Origin of the sequence: Mycobacterium asiaticum, assembly GCF_001673315.1 — a bacterium.
GTDB classification, from domain to species: Bacteria; Actinomycetota; Actinomycetes; order Mycobacteriales; family Mycobacteriaceae; genus Mycobacterium; species Mycobacterium asiaticum_B.
The window spans coordinates 1-12,793 of sequence record NZ_LZLQ01000118.1; the positions used below are offsets into that span (position 1 = coordinate 1).

Annotated in this window: 14 protein-coding genes and 1 tRNA gene; 7 read left to right on the plus strand and 8 right to left on the minus strand. The window is 66.0% G+C overall.

Translation table 11 applies throughout. The features are described 5' to 3' along the window. Window positions 1–18: 18 nt before the first annotated feature. The 3 genes from A5636_RS17790 to A5636_RS17800 all read right to left on the minus strand — a co-directional run bounded on the left by A5636_RS17790 (window position 19) and on the right by A5636_RS17800 (window position 2,611). Window positions 19–1,587, minus strand: a complete 1,569-nt coding sequence (locus A5636_RS17790) for a hypothetical protein (RefSeq protein WP_065159964.1) — start codon at window positions 1,585–1,587, stop codon at window positions 19–21. 81 nt (window positions 1,588–1,668) lie between these two features. Beyond that, window positions 1,669–2,388: an ArsR family transcriptional regulator gene (locus A5636_RS17795; RefSeq protein WP_065159965.1), complete on the minus strand. Its 720-nt coding sequence runs from the start codon at window positions 2,386–2,388 to the stop codon at window positions 1,669–1,671. 1 nt (window position 2,389) lies between these two features. Further along, a complete protein-coding gene (locus A5636_RS17800; protein ID WP_065159966.1) occupies window positions 2,390–2,611 on the minus strand; it encodes a helix-turn-helix transcriptional regulator in 222 nt (73 codons plus the stop codon). A 47-nt stretch (window positions 2,612–2,658) separates the two neighbouring features. On the opposite strand from A5636_RS17800, the gene A5636_RS17805 reads away from it, so the two are divergent. The 3 genes from A5636_RS17805 (at window position 2,659) to A5636_RS17815 (ending at window position 5,786) form a co-directional block, all read left to right on the plus strand. Further along, window positions 2,659–3,351, plus strand: coding sequence for a hypothetical protein (locus A5636_RS17805; protein WP_065159967.1), 693 nt, complete (start codon window positions 2,659–2,661; stop codon window positions 3,349–3,351). Continuing rightward, window positions 3,348–4,520, plus strand: coding sequence for a tyrosine-type recombinase/integrase (locus A5636_RS17810; protein ID WP_065159968.1), 1,173 nt, complete (start codon window positions 3,348–3,350; stop codon window positions 4,518–4,520). The genes A5636_RS17805 and A5636_RS17810 overlap by 4 nt, the downstream gene beginning before the upstream one ends. A gap of 159 nt (window positions 4,521–4,679) precedes the next feature. After that, window positions 4,680–5,786 (plus strand): hypothetical protein, encoded by a 1,107-nt coding sequence (locus tag A5636_RS17815; RefSeq protein WP_065159969.1) that lies wholly within the window; start codon window positions 4,680–4,682, stop codon window positions 5,784–5,786. A gap of 148 nt (window positions 5,787–5,934) precedes the next feature. Here the strand turns inward: A5636_RS17815 and A5636_RS17820 are convergent. Next, window positions 5,935–6,007, minus strand: a tRNA-Ala gene (locus A5636_RS17820). Between the two features lie 100 nt (window positions 6,008–6,107). Then, window positions 6,108–7,739, minus strand: coding sequence for a phosphoglucomutase (alpha-D-glucose-1,6-bisphosphate-dependent) (pgm, locus tag A5636_RS17825; RefSeq protein WP_065159970.1), 1,632 nt, complete (start codon window positions 7,737–7,739; stop codon window positions 6,108–6,110). Window positions 7,740–7,819: 80 nt separating this feature from the next. On the opposite strand from pgm, the gene crcB (A5636_RS17830) reads away from it, so the two are divergent. The 3 genes from crcB (A5636_RS17830) to A5636_RS17840 are packed head-to-tail and all read left to right on the plus strand — an operon-like array spanning window position 7,820 to window position 9,674. Then, entirely contained in the window at window positions 7,820–8,215 is a 396-nt protein-coding gene (gene crcB / locus A5636_RS17830; RefSeq protein WP_065159971.1) for a fluoride efflux transporter CrcB, read from the plus strand. Further along, entirely contained in the window at window positions 8,212–8,580 is a 369-nt protein-coding gene (crcB, locus tag A5636_RS17835) for a fluoride efflux transporter CrcB (RefSeq protein ID WP_065159972.1), read from the plus strand. Before crcB (A5636_RS17830) ends, crcB (A5636_RS17835) begins: the two co-directional genes overlap by 4 nt. Then, window positions 8,577–9,674, plus strand: coding sequence for a DUF190 domain-containing protein (locus A5636_RS17840; protein WP_065159973.1), 1,098 nt, complete (start codon window positions 8,577–8,579; stop codon window positions 9,672–9,674). Before crcB (A5636_RS17835) ends, A5636_RS17840 begins: the two co-directional genes overlap by 4 nt. Here the strand turns inward: A5636_RS17840 and A5636_RS17845 are convergent. Beyond that, on the minus strand, window positions 9,668–10,249 hold the full coding sequence (locus A5636_RS17845; protein ID WP_065159974.1) for a TetR/AcrR family transcriptional regulator: 582 nt from the start codon (window positions 10,247–10,249) through the stop codon (window positions 9,668–9,670). The genes A5636_RS17840 and A5636_RS17845 overlap by 7 nt on opposite strands. 102 nt (window positions 10,250–10,351) lie before the next feature. Here A5636_RS17845 and A5636_RS17850 point away from each other — a divergent pair, with 102 nt between their 5' ends. Next, a complete protein-coding gene (locus tag A5636_RS17850) occupies window positions 10,352–11,368 on the plus strand; it encodes a phosphotransferase (protein ID WP_065160026.1) in 1,017 nt (338 codons plus the stop codon). 3 nt (window positions 11,369–11,371) lie between these two features. Here the strand turns inward: A5636_RS17850 and A5636_RS17855 are convergent, their stop codons facing one another. After that, window positions 11,372–11,728 carry a DUF488 domain-containing protein gene (locus A5636_RS17855; RefSeq protein WP_065159975.1) on the minus strand — a complete coding sequence of 119 codons (357 nt, stop codon included), beginning with the start codon at window positions 11,726–11,728 and terminating at the stop codon, window positions 11,372–11,374. Window positions 11,729–11,833: 105 nt separating this feature from the next. Beyond that, window positions 11,834–12,751 (minus strand): HpcH/HpaI aldolase/citrate lyase family protein, encoded by a 918-nt coding sequence (locus tag A5636_RS17860; RefSeq protein WP_065159976.1) that lies wholly within the window; start codon window positions 12,749–12,751, stop codon window positions 11,834–11,836. Between the last annotated feature and the right edge of the window lie 42 nt (window positions 12,752–12,793).

Sequence of the window (12,793 nt, forward strand, 5' to 3'; positions counted from 1 at the left end):
GCCAAGGGTGCCAACCCCTCACCCACGGTCAGGCGCCTTTATCCGGTACTCGATAACGTTTTGAGCAGCGCGTTCGACCTTGCGGCGCTCGATGGTGCCGTTACCGAGCAGCGCCAGCAGCGCGTCGGGGAGGTCACGGCGCATCTTCCCCGTTACCGAACGGGTCACCGCACCCTGCGAGACCCAAGTGGTTTGCTCGCCGAGGTATCGGGTGACGCGGTTCATCACGGTGTGCAGCGCGGCGGCGTGCCGGGCATCGTCGGCAGCGGCCAGCCGGTGCCCATCGATCTGTCCCCGTCGCACCGCGTCACGCTCAGCAGCCGAGCCGGACTCGGCGCCGACGACGCGGGCCACCGCCGACGAAACCTCGATCAGCCGTTCCGCCCGCTGCCAGTCCTCGGGACCGACGTAGGTCCGGTTGTGCAACACCGCAAGCGCGGCGGCGACCTTGAGCTGAGCGAGCAGGCGGTGACCGGCCAGCGGGTCGGCGCTGCGCCCGAACGGGTCGGCGTCCTTGGCCGCGTCGGCGTCGATGATCTGCTGAGCAATGGACGACGCGACCCCGATGGGCACCAGTGGCCGCGCAGCGGATTCGTAGACGTCGGCGTCGTCGTCGCCGACATCGAACGTCATCGGGTCGATGCCGAAGTCGGGCACCACCACGGTCAGCGGATCGACCGGCGTAGCGTCAGCGCGTCGTCGCGGTCGGGCGACACCGGGCCGGACGGGGGTCCAGATGAACCGCTGCGGCACCCCGTCACGCTGCGCCTGGTCGTTGAGCAGCACCATGCCGTTATCGGGCTGCACGCCCGCCGACAGACACAGCCGGTAGGTGTGCATCGGCAGGATGACACGCCGATCTTTCTCGGCGTTAGCGAAACCCAGCTCCTCACCCATGTACGCCTTGAGCAGCTCGGGGACCAACGTCGAGCCCTGGCGTGCCGTCAGAGCGTCGAACGTAGCGATGTCACGGCAGCCGAACAGGGCGCGGTCAGTGTGCCAGCGCAGCGCCACCTGACCGCTGCCGAGTTTGTCGCGCTCGGCGTGCGCGTAGGTCCGGTTGATTCCCTCACCTGTGCCGACCGGCAGCATGGGCAGCGACGGCACCGTGCGGTGACCGCCGACCGACAGGCGCACGGCTGCGGCGGCGGTCTTATCGGCGGTGCCCTTACCGGCACCGCTGCCGCCGACGACCGTGAGCAGCATGTTCAGCGATACCTCGCCGCCGATGATCGGCGGCAGGACCACCTGGGGCGGCACGGCCAGCACCGTGCGCATAAGCACCCCGAACGTGGTCGCGTACCGCTCAGCGCTGCGTGCGTCGGCGAACCGTGCGACGTGGCCCAGGACGCCGCTCGATGTCAGGGTGTCGGCGTTGTCGGCCATCACCCGGCGCAGGTCGGCCATCGCATCCGCTGCCGCTGTCGCGCAGTCCGAGGCGGTCGCCGCGTCACGCGCTCGATATTGGTCAGCGGCTCGCTGGTCGTGGTCGTCGCGAGCCTGATCGGCCCTCGCACGCTTGATTGCGGCTGGTTCCTTCGCAAAGGGACTGCTGTTAATCGCGGTAGTGTGAGCTTTGGCGGTCACTGGTCGGGCTGCCTCTCATCTCGGTAAGTCGCCCCGCTCGGACTGGTGAATCTGGCGGGGCGCACGCATGTTTCGGGTCGATCAGCCGGGCGGTGCGGTCGGTTCGGGCAAGGTCACCTCGCCGCCCCAATGGGTTTCGAGCCGCACGCGAACCTGGGTCAGGGCCGATATTGCGGCGTCGATCTGCGACCGGATCGCATCGGCGTCCTCGCCGAGGCTGGCGGGGTCGAACCTGTCCGACTCGGCGATCTTGCACAGCTTGATCACGGCCTCGCGGCTGGCGTTCAAGCGCCGCCGGAACGTCCCATTGAGCGGTTGCACGGCGTGCGCGGTCCTGCGCTTGGCGTACGTCTTGCCGTCAAGGCCGGTGACGGTCGCCGGGGGCGGCTCGGGCACGCCTTCGTCGGCGCCCGCGTCATCAGGTGATTCAGATGAATCACCTGAGAGATGGCGCGAGACGGTCGATTGCGACGCGCCGGTCACCGCCGCAATGGCCCGCTGCGACATGCCCTCACCTGCCATCAGCGCGACCACCTCGCGGCGGATATCGCCGGTCAGCGCAGCGGACAGGGGCGCAAGGCGGTCGGCCAAATAGGCGGGCCAGCTTGTGAAGCCGAGCGCCCGGTGCACCTGGCCGCGTTTGGCCTCGGCGACCAGATCGGCCAGCTTGGCGGCGTGTTCGCCTGTGGCCGTAGCCATCCGGCGAATACGGTCGTCCAGCCGTTTGGCGTCAGCCTCGGCCAGCGGCGCGGGTAGTACCTCGGCGTCGTGGTCCCCCACGAGGGTAAAGGGTGTCGCCATGTCAGGCGTCCTCGCCGCCGAGCATCTTGAGCAGCGCCAGCGCGGGCACCCGCACGCGGCGCTCGCCGAGCTTGATCGTCGGCAGGCGACCCTCGCGGGCCATCGCGTAGCCGTAGGCGCGGCTCACGCCGAGATACTGCGCGGCCTGCCCGATGCTGAGAGTCGGTGGGCCACTGCGCAATTCATCCAATGTGTGCAGGGCCGGGGCAGTTGTGGTTGACATGGTGTCTATTTTGCACCTTTGTCATGCTTCGTCTAGGGTTAGAAACTATGAGTGGGACCAAGCGGAATTACTCACCGCGCCGGGCAGGTGAGGTGGTCGGGGTCGAGGTGGATGCCCACGCCGAACGTCCGGTGACGATCACGTGCCACGATCACGTGCACACCTACGAGATTGCATGGCGCAACACCGCCGACGGGCCGGTCATCACCGACCTGCGGGTGACCTCGGTTGACGGCGTGCCGATCACGTCGGCCACACTGCGTCGAGTGAACACTGCCCGGCTGGCGCGCACGGCGGCGCTGCACGACACCGGCGAATCCGCCAACGCAGCTACGAAATTGCGACAGACACTCGACACGGCGACAGGCACAACCGAGGGTCACGATTGGATCGAGCGGTTTCGTTTCACCGACGGCGTTATCGATGCCATGGCAAAGCACGCGCCTCCGGGTGCCGCGCCGACCAGATCGAGCGCGAACCGCGTCGGTCGGCCCTCGCTGTCGCCCGAGTTCCTCGCGCAGGTGGCGGTGTGGGCACGCGAAGAAAGCGTGCTCGGGGGTGGTGTGTATCGCCGCGTCGCCGACCGCGCCGCTGACGCGCTCGGGCGTGATGTCTCCGACGACACGGTCAAGGGGTGGATCAAGCGGTGCAAGCACGCCGGTCTGCTCAAACCCGACGAACTTCGCCGCCAGCGTGAACCACTGGTTCCCACCACTACCGACCAGGAGACCGACCGATGAGCACCGATGACACTGAAGACCGGCAGCGCGGCGAGCGCACCGATAGCTCGATCAAGCGCCTACCCGGCGGCAAGGGGTGGCGCGCCCGGCCCACGTTGGGCACCGACCCCGTGACCGGCAAGCAGGTTCGGCCTACCAAGGTGTTTCGCACCAAGGGCGAGGCTCTACATTGGGTGACCGAGCAGCGCCAGCAGTGGAGCGCGGCGACGTGGGCACCCAAGTCGAGCCAGACGTTCGATGAGGTGGCCGAGCATTGGCTCAAGCTGCGCGCCGCTGACTCGTCTATCGGCCCGAACACCGTGCGCGCTGACCGCGAGTCGCTCGCCTACGCCCGCCGAGCTTTCGGCGCTGTGCCGGTCCAGAAGCTCACGCCCGCCGCGCTCGCCGACTGGTCGGCGTCGATGACCGGCAAGGGCGGCAAGGCATTGGCACCGGCCACCAAGCGCCGCGCGATTGTTCGACTCAAGTCGGTGATGGTGCACGCCAAGCGGATGCGCTGGCTGACCTATGACCCCTCGGCTGACCTTGAATCGCCCGAGCAGCGGGCCGTGACCGCCACTGCCGCCGAGGACATCTGGACGCCCGAGCAGATGGGCAAGTTCCTCGATCACGTTGCCGCGCAACGGCTCGCCGGGTGTTTCGCGCTCACGCTGCTCGGGCTCCGCCGCGAGGAGGTCGGCGGCCTGCGCTGGTCGGACCTCGACCTTGAGACCGGCACGCTGCGCATCCGACAGGCCCGCGTGGACGTCAACGGACGCGACATGATCGTGCCGACCAAAACCGACCGCAGCGCACGCGATCTGCCGGTGCCGCCGCGCGAGTTGGCGATGATCAAGGCCATGCGTTCGGTGCACCTGCGCGAACGCCTGGCCGTGGGCCGACCGCTGGCCGACGCCGATCTGTTGCTCTCGCGAGCCGATGGCACGCCGCTGCCGGTCCGCGACTACAGCCGCGAGTTCGCCGCGCAGTGCAAGGCGGCGGGCCTCAAGGCGATCACGCTCGGAAAGCTGCGGCACTCAAACATCTCTCGGATGCGCGCGGCGGGCATCGCCGCCGACGTGGTCGCCGCCTGGCACGGCCATACCGAGCGCATGACTCAGGCCGTCTACGGGCGCGTGACCGACGACCGGCTCACCGCCGCATCCGCGAGTTTTTCGGCGAACGCGTAGGTCCGAGTTCCAACAGCACCTTGTGCCGCGCGGCGACACACAGGGCAGGCGCTAGGCACACGCACCGGCTGAATTTGGTTTGCGGGCAGTTGGCGACCAGGAGGACCATGGCGGACGGTCGATTCGGGTCATTGATGTGAGAAAGAAGGTTGTTCAGCCATGGGCACGACGTACCAGATCCGCTCCGATATCCTCTGGCCCACTGATCTGCACGTACCGAGTAGACCACCCGCGATTGTCTACATGGACATGTTCGCCTACATCAACCTTTCCGACTGTGCAACGGGAAGGAACAACCCGACCGGCTATGACGTGCTGTTGCCGTCGGTGCGGCGAGCCCGCAACGACGGACGGGCAGTGTTCCCGCTGTCCACCAGCCACGTGATCGAGCTTTGCGACATCCGGCAGGCAAAGCTACGTCGTGAACGGGTCGCCATGATGGAGGAGCTGAGCGGGTTCACCTACTTGCTCGGACGCCCGTACATCCAGGAACTCGAGCTCGAGACCGCGCTGAACGACATCGCGGGGGTGAGCATTCAGCCGCACGGGCAGCCCATCCCACTCATTGGGGAAAGCGTGTTGTGGGGATTCGGCAAGCAGGGCGGCCTAGTCACCAACGCGCCGGATCCCGACGCGATGGCAAAGCACGCCTGCGAGCAGATGGGCATCGAGCCCGGCGCCGAGCCGATGGCGACCTTGAACCGGTGGGCGGAGCGCGAGTTGCTCGCCGGACCTGAAGACGAAGCTGACCCTGAGCTCCTCGCCGCTGGTTATAACCCCCGGGTGTGGCGCGACGTTCAGGAAAAGCGCGCCGAGCAGGAGCGCTACTTGGTCGGACAACTCGACATCGAGCCGAAGTACCGGCAGGGACGGCTGCGGGACGTTGTCAACGCCAGGGAGCTCGAGATCGAGCTAGGTGACAAGCTCAACCAGATGACCACGGCGATGAACACGTCCATCGGCAAGCTGCTGGCGTACGAGCGCACCAATCTTCGCGACTTCGCCGACCGCATGCCATCCACACGCGTGGCCGTGACGCTGAAGGCGGCCTACCACAAGAACAACAAGCACGACTGGACGACGAATGACATTCACGACATCGACGCGATGAGCATCGCGGTGCCCTACACAGACGCCGTGTTCGCCGATAAGGCTGCGCGGGACAAGCTGGCGGGTAGCCGGGAGTTGGCGGTGTTCGACACATTTCTGCCGCGCACTCCCCAAGAACTGGCCGGATGGCTCGACAACCTGCCCGCCACTGAATAGATCCGCGATCCACGGAGAAGAAACCATGCGTGTCTCGAGGTGGTGTTTCGGCGCGGTAGGACAGAGTTAGGACATTCGGGCCGCACCAGGCCCTCCCCCGCAAACGGCAAAAGCCGTTCTGGCAGAGGTCGGAACGGATTTCTGCTTGTGGAGCTAAGGGGACTCGAACCCCTGACCCCCACACTGCCAGTGTGGTGCGCTACCAGCTGCGCCATAGCCCCAAGATGTCGTGCCCATCGAAGCTACACCACTGCCAACATGGGTTCAAAGCCGGTGGTAGGAGGCTCGGCGAGAGCGCAATGATGTGACTTGACCAGCCGGCTACCCGATGACCGAATTGACCACTTCCCGCGCCGTTGTCTGCACCTCGGCCAGATGCTCGGACCCCAGGAACGACTCCGCGTAGATCTTGTAGACGTCCTCGGTACCCGAGGGCCGGGCCGCGAACCACGCGTTGGCTGTGGTCACCTTCAGTCCCCCCAGGGGCGCGCCATTGCCCGGCGCGGTAGTCAACTTCGCCACAATCGGCTCCCCCGCCAGCTCAACCGCGCTCACCTGCTCCGCAGATAGCCGTGACAGCCGCGCCTTTTGTTCCCGATCGGCCGGCGCATCCACCCGCGCGTACACCGGCGCACCATATTCCGATGCCAACTCCGAGTAGCGCTGCGAGGGCGTCCGGCCGGTCACTGCCAGAATCTCGGACGCCAGCAGAGCCAAGATGATGCCGTCCTTGTCGGTGGTCCACACCGAACCGTCCCGTCGCAGGAACGACGCCCCCGCCGACTCCTCACCACCGAAACCGATTGTCCCGCTCATTAATCCGTCAACGAACCACTTGAAGCCCACCGGCACCTCGACCAATGAGCGGCCAATCCCGCCTACCACCCGGTCGATGATCGAAGAACTCACGGCGGTCTTGCCGACTGCAATCCCCGCCGGCCACCCGGGACGGTGCGTATACAAGTAGTCGATCGCCACGGCCAGGTAGTGGTTCGGGTTCAGCAAGCCCTGATCGGGGGTGACGATGCCGTGCCGGTCGGAGTCGGCGTCGTTGCCGGTGGCGATCTGGTAGCGGTCGCGGTTGCCGATCAGTGACGCCATCGCATCCGGTGAGCTGCAGTCCATCCGGATCTTGCCGTCATGGTCCAGCGTCATGAATCGCCATGTTGCGTCGACCAACGGATTCACCACCGTCAGATCCAGGCGGTGCCGATCAGCGATAGCCGCCCAGTAGTCCACGCTGGCCCCACCCAGCGGGTCGGCGCCGATGCGGACCTCCCCCGATCGGATGGCCTCGATGTCCACCGCATTCGGCAGGTCGTCGACGTAGGCGCCCATATAGTCGTGCCGCTGCACCGAGGCCATCGCGCGCGCCCACGGCACCCGTCGAACCGCCGATAATCCGTCACGCAGAATCTCGTTGGCGCGGTTGGCGATTGCCCCAGTCGCATCGCTGTCCGCCGGACCGCCATGCGGCGGGTTGTATTTGAAACCACCATCGGGCGGCGGGTTGTGCGACGGTGTCACGACGATCCCGTCGGCCAGCCCGTCGGTGCGGCCGCGGTTGTAGGTCAGGATGGCGTGGCTGATCGCCGGTGTGGGCGTGTAGCGATCGCCGGCGTCGATCATGGCCACCACATCGTTTCCGGCCAGCACCTCCAACGCCGACACCCATGCCGGTTCCGAAAGCCCGTGTGTATCACGGCCGATGAACAACGGGCCGGTGGTGCCCTGTGCAGCGCGGTACTCGACGATGGCCTGTGTGATCGCCAAAATGTGGGGTTCGTTGAACGCGCCGTTCAAAGCCGAGCCGCGATGGCCCGAGGTGCCGAACACCACCTGCTGAGCCACGTCCTCGGGGTCGGGTTCGACGGTGTAGTACGCCGTCACCAGGTGCGACAGGTCGACAAGGTCTTCGGGCTGCGCCGGCTGACCGGCTCGCGGGTTGGCCATGGTTACCAATTCTGCCCACATCCCGCGACCCCGCCCTAGGCTGCTAGGCGCACGGTTCGCATACGGGAGGAAACACACCAGTGGCGCGCCCCGACTATCGAGAGTTAGCCGCGATTTTCGCCGGCGGCGCGCTGGGCTCCCTGGCTAGAGCCGGGCTGGCCACCCTCGCTGTTCCGGACCCAGCTCGGTGGCCGTGGCCGACGTTCATCGTCAACATCGTGGGCGCGTTCCTGGTCGGATACTTCACCACCCGCTTACTGGAGCGGTTGCCGCTCTCGAGTTATCGCCGCCCGCTGCTGGGCACCGGATTGTGCGGGGGCCTGACCACCTTTTCGACCATGCAGGTCGAGACGGTCAGAATGATCGAACACGGCCATTGGGTGCTGGCCATCAGCTACACGATCGTCAGCATCGCCCTCGGCCTGGTCGCCGCATACCTGGCCACGGCCCTGGTACGCCGAGTGCGCATCCGATGACAACGGTCCTGGTGTGGCTTGGCGTCATGGTCATCGGCGGCCTCGGATCGGTGGCCCGGTTCCTGGTGGACCGCTCCGTCGCCCGTCGGATCGCCCGCGGTTTCCCGTTCGGCACGCTCACGGTCAACATCACCGGTGCCGCGCTGCTGGGCTTCCTCAGCAGCCTGGCCCTGCCGAAGGACGTGTCCCTACTGGTCGGCACCGCGTTCGTCGGTGCCTACACCACCTTCTCCACCTGGATGCTGGAAACCCAGCGCCTCAGCGAAGAGCGGCAACTTCTCGCGGCGTTCGCCAACCTCGCGGTCAGCATCGGCCTCGGGTTGGCGGCCGTAGTGCTGGGTCAGCGGGTTGCGGGGTTGATATGAGCGAGCAGAGCCTGAAACTGACCGCGTACTTCGGTGAGCGGCAGCGCTGCGTCGGCGAACCTAGGCGGTTCTTGGCCGACGCGATGCTGGACTTGTTCGGTGCCCGCGGTGTGGCAACCAGCGTGATGATGCGCGGCATCGCCAGCTTCGGGCCCAAAGGCGATCTGCGCACCGACCGGTCGCTGAGCCTGTCCGAGGACCCGCCGGCGACCATTGCCGCCGTCGACGTCGAATCGAAGATCCGATCGCTGGTCGACGACGTCACCGCGATGACCGGCCGCGGCCTGGTGACGCTGGAGCGGGCCCGGCTGATCACTTCAGCCAGCGGCACCGACACCCTCAACGACATCGACAGCAGAACCGGAGACGCCGCCAAGCTGACCATCTACGTCGGCCGCCAGGTGCGCATCGCCGGTAGGCCGGCGCACGTCAGGATCTGCGACCTCCTGCATCGGCACCAATTCGCCGGCGCCACCGTGCTTCTCGGTGTTGACGGGACTGCATACGGGGAGCGCCGCCGGGCCCGCTTCTTCGGCCGCAATGTCGATGTTCCGCAGATGATCATCGCGATCGGGCTGCTTTCGCAGGTTTCGGCCGCGGCAATCGAACTTGCCGGATTGTTGCCGCGTCCGTTGCTGACCATCGAACGGGTGCGGCTGTGCAAGCGCGACGGCCAGCTGTTTGCCCGCCCCCAGGAACTACCTCCAACCGACAGCCAGGGCCGCACGCTGTGGCAGAAATTGATGGTGCACACCGGTAACGGCGGTCATGGTGAGTCGCAACCGATTCACCGTGCGGTCGTGCACCGGCTGATGCAATCCGAAACAGCTCGCGGCGCAACCGTACTGCGTGGCATCTGGGGCTTCCATGGTGACCATGAGCCGCACGGAGACAAGCTGTTTCAGCTGGCGCGCAGGGTCCCGCTGACCACGATCATCGTCGACACACCGGAAGCCATCGCCCGCAGCTTCGACATTGTCGACGAACTGACCTCACGACACGGACTCGTCACCAGCGAAATGGTTCCCGCCGCCATGTCGCTGGACGGATCGCAGCGCACTGTCGAGACACCTCTCGCGGAATACGATTACTGAACGGCGCATCCCGTCAGCAGCGCATCGAGTAATCCGTCGAATCCCGGCTGGCTGCCGTACGTCAACGCTCGCAGCAGTAGCGTGCCGATCACCGCGTCGGCGACGGCGTTCAGGTCGGCATCCGCGCGAATCTTACCCTCCTGCACGGCCTGACGAAGCCGGGCCAGAACACCGTCGTGTTGCGGTGCGCTCAACTGCTGATACAGCGCCACGCCATCGGCCGAATTCGCCGCCGCTGCCGCCACCAGCGCCCGAACCAGCGCAGCATTGGCTGGGTCAGCCAGGAAATCGGCGTGCTCCTCGAGCCAAGATCCCAGGTCCTTGCGAATATCCCCGGTCTCGGCGACCGGAAACGAACCCGCTCCCCCGTAAGCCGCCAAGACCGCGTCCGCGACCAGAGGGGCTTTGGATGGCCAGCGCCGATACAGCGTCTTCTTCCCCACTCGGGCATGTGCGGCAACACTTTCCATCGACAGCGCGGCATAACTGCCCGCCGCCAGCAGCTCTCGGGTGGTTGCCAGGATAGCGTCATCAAGCTGTCTATCGCGCGGGCGGCCAGGTTGAGCTACGGTCACATAGGAAACGATACGTGTCGTATCCCGCCAGTGACGAAAGGACCCGCGGTGACCGCTTCGTTGTCGGTACCTAAAACCTGGGATGACATCACCCCCGAGTGGATGACGTCGGCACTGGCCGCGCAACATCCGGGCTGCACGGTCGCGGCGGTCGCCGTGGCAGAGCGCGACGACGGCACCAACCGCCGGGCCCGGCTGAACCTCACCTATGCCGCCGGCGACGGGCCCGCGACGGTATTCGCCAAGGCCGCCGATCCGGCTCACAAAGAGATGATTCGCATGACCAGCGGCATGTTCCACGAACCGCGGCTGTTCACCTGCGGCGTCGAGTTACCGCTGGAGCATCCCCGCGTCTACACCGCTTTGATCGACGAGGACGAGTACGACTTCGTGCTGCTCATGGAGGATCTCACCGCACGCGGCGCCGACCCGCGTGACGCCACTCGGCCGCTGTCCGCCGAGCAGGTCGCCAACGGCGTGCAGGGGTTGGCCCGGATGCACGGAAAGTACTGGGGCGAGCGTGGGCTGCGTGAGCCCGCCCTGAATTGGCTGGAACCGTTCCTGCCATGGGACGGTATGCAATACGCCCCACTGCACCAAGCGCAGCAGAGTCTCGGGGACGATGCGCCCGCCGCGGTGCACGCCCTGACCATCGAAGAACTCATCGAATCAATTTGGAAGCCATACATCAGGACGCTGACCACCTCCCCGCAGACGCTGCTGCACGGCGACCCACACATCGGCAACACCTATTTGCTGCCCGGCGGTGAGGTCGGCTTTTTGGATTGGCAGGTCGCCCGCCGCGGCAACTGGTCGCTGGATCTTGGTTATTTTCTGCAGGGCGCAATGACCATCGAGGACCGTCGCAGCAGTGAACGCGGACTGCTCGAGTTATACCGTGCCGCACTGGGGCTGCCCGCTGACGAGCTGCCCAGAGCCGAGGAGATTTGGCTGCGATACCGGGCATCGGTCGCGCACGGCCTGGCGATCTGGTTATGTACCGCTAGTGCCGGCGAGCTCTGGCAACGCCCGGACATCGCTATTGCTCTGGCACAACGGTATTCGGCCGCCTACGCCGATCTTGACACTGCCGGGGCGCTCGCCGAGATCACCGGCTGACGTTCAGCGGTTCCGGAGTAGCTTCGCCAACACGGTCGCGTGGCTGATATCCACGTGACGACTCGCAGTGACCAGCGTGACAGCACCGTGCTTCGCCATGGCGCGCAACTCGTCCAGCGTCGGGCCACCGGCCAGTTCCGCCTCGTAGCGGGTCGCGAATTCGTCGAACAGATCGGGCTGGTGGTGGTACCACTCCCGCAATTCCTTCGACGGGGCGATGTCCTTGCGCCAAATACCCACCCGCGGATCATCTTTGCGAATGCCGCGGGGCCAGATGCGATCAACTAGCACCCGTTGGCCGTCGTCGGCATCAGGCTCGTCGTAAATCCGGGCCACCCGGACTGCACGCTTGGGACTCATGGCTACAGCCGAGGTTACGCCTGGTTGTTCAGTAGTGGCCTCATTGTTCAATAGTGGCCTCATTGTTCAATAGTGGCCTCATTGTTCAGTAGTGGCCATCATTGTTCAGTAGTGGTACGTGTCTGACGGGGCTGGCGAATGCACCTGCTCGTCTTCGAACACCGACGCCTCGATGCCGTACGAGCGGGCGAGGTCCAAGATCTTGGTGGCGCGCGCGATCCGCGGCAGGTCCGACCCATTACGGATCTCGCCGCCGTCGCGCTCGAACTCGGCGAAAAACTCTTTGGCCCAACCGATCTCGTCTTGCGATGGCGACAAACCCTCGTTCACCACGGCGCACTGGTCCGGCGACAGGCAGATCTTCCCCGTCATGCCGAACTCGACGGACACCGCCGTCGCCTCGATGAGCTTCAGCGGATTGGAACCAATGGTCGGCCCGTCGATCGCGCTGGCCAGACCGGCTGCCTTCGCCGCGATCGTGAAGCGGGACCGCGCGTAGGCCAGGGTGGTCGGGTCTTCACCGAAACCGGTGTCGCGGCGGAAGTCCCCGATGCCGAACGCGAGCCGGAAGGTGCCTTTCGCCGCGGCGATCTCGGTGATGCGTTCCAATCCGCGGGCAGTTTCCACGAGCGCGACTATCGGCACGTTGGGCAGCCGCTTGGCGGTCTCGGTGACGTGGTCCACCGATTCGACCATCGCCAGCATCACACCTCCGACCGGGGTGTCGGCCAGCTTCGCGAGGTCCTCGGCCCACCAGGGCGTGCCGAAGCCGTTGATCCGGACCCAGTCGTTGTTATCGGCGGACAACCAGTTCACCACGTTGTCGCGGGCGCTGACCTTGTCCTTGGGTGCCACCGCATCCTCGATGTCGAGGACGACGATGTCGGCGCGAGACCGCGTCGCGGCCTCGAACCGGTCGGGGTGAGTGCCGTTGACCAGTAGCCAACTGCGGGCCAGGACCGGATCGAGGCGTGAGCCGATGTCGGCAGGATCCGTCGGGTCGTAGTTGGCGTGGTCATACATTGCGTGGTCGGCCGCCTCTTCTTCATTCCGGTCTCCGCCCCA

Excerpts from the sequence above, each read along its gene's own strand:
- A5636_RS17855 (WP_065159975.1), bottom strand. The coding sequence starts at position 11,728 with ATGAGTCCCAAGCGTGCAGTCCGGGTGGCCCGGATTTACGACGAGCCT.
- A5636_RS17800 (WP_065159966.1), bottom strand. The coding sequence starts at position 2,611 with ATGTCAACCACAACTGCCCCGGCCCTGCACACATTGGATGAATTGCGC.
- A5636_RS17850 (WP_065160026.1), top strand. The coding sequence starts at position 10,352 with ATGACGTCGGCACTGGCCGCGCAACATCCGGGCTGCACGGTCGCGGCG.
- pgm (WP_065159970.1), bottom strand. The coding sequence starts at position 7,739 with ATGGCCAACCCGCGAGCCGGTCAGCCGGCGCAGCCCGAAGACCTTGTC.
- crcB (WP_065159972.1), top strand. The coding sequence starts at position 8,212 with ATGACAACGGTCCTGGTGTGGCTTGGCGTCATGGTCATCGGCGGCCTC.
- A5636_RS17815 (WP_065159969.1), top strand. The coding sequence starts at position 4,680 with ATGGGCACGACGTACCAGATCCGCTCCGATATCCTCTGGCCCACTGAT.
- A5636_RS17795 (WP_065159965.1), bottom strand. The coding sequence starts at position 2,388 with ATGGCGACACCCTTTACCCTCGTGGGGGACCACGACGCCGAGGTACTA.
- A5636_RS17840 (WP_065159973.1), top strand. The coding sequence starts at position 8,577 with ATGAGCGAGCAGAGCCTGAAACTGACCGCGTACTTCGGTGAGCGGCAG.
- A5636_RS17810 (WP_065159968.1), top strand. The coding sequence starts at position 3,348 with ATGAGCACCGATGACACTGAAGACCGGCAGCGCGGCGAGCGCACCGAT.
- A5636_RS17860 (WP_065159976.1), bottom strand. The coding sequence starts at position 12,751 with ATGTATGACCACGCCAACTACGACCCGACGGATCCTGCCGACATCGGC.
- A5636_RS17805 (WP_065159967.1), top strand. The coding sequence starts at position 2,659 with ATGAGTGGGACCAAGCGGAATTACTCACCGCGCCGGGCAGGTGAGGTG.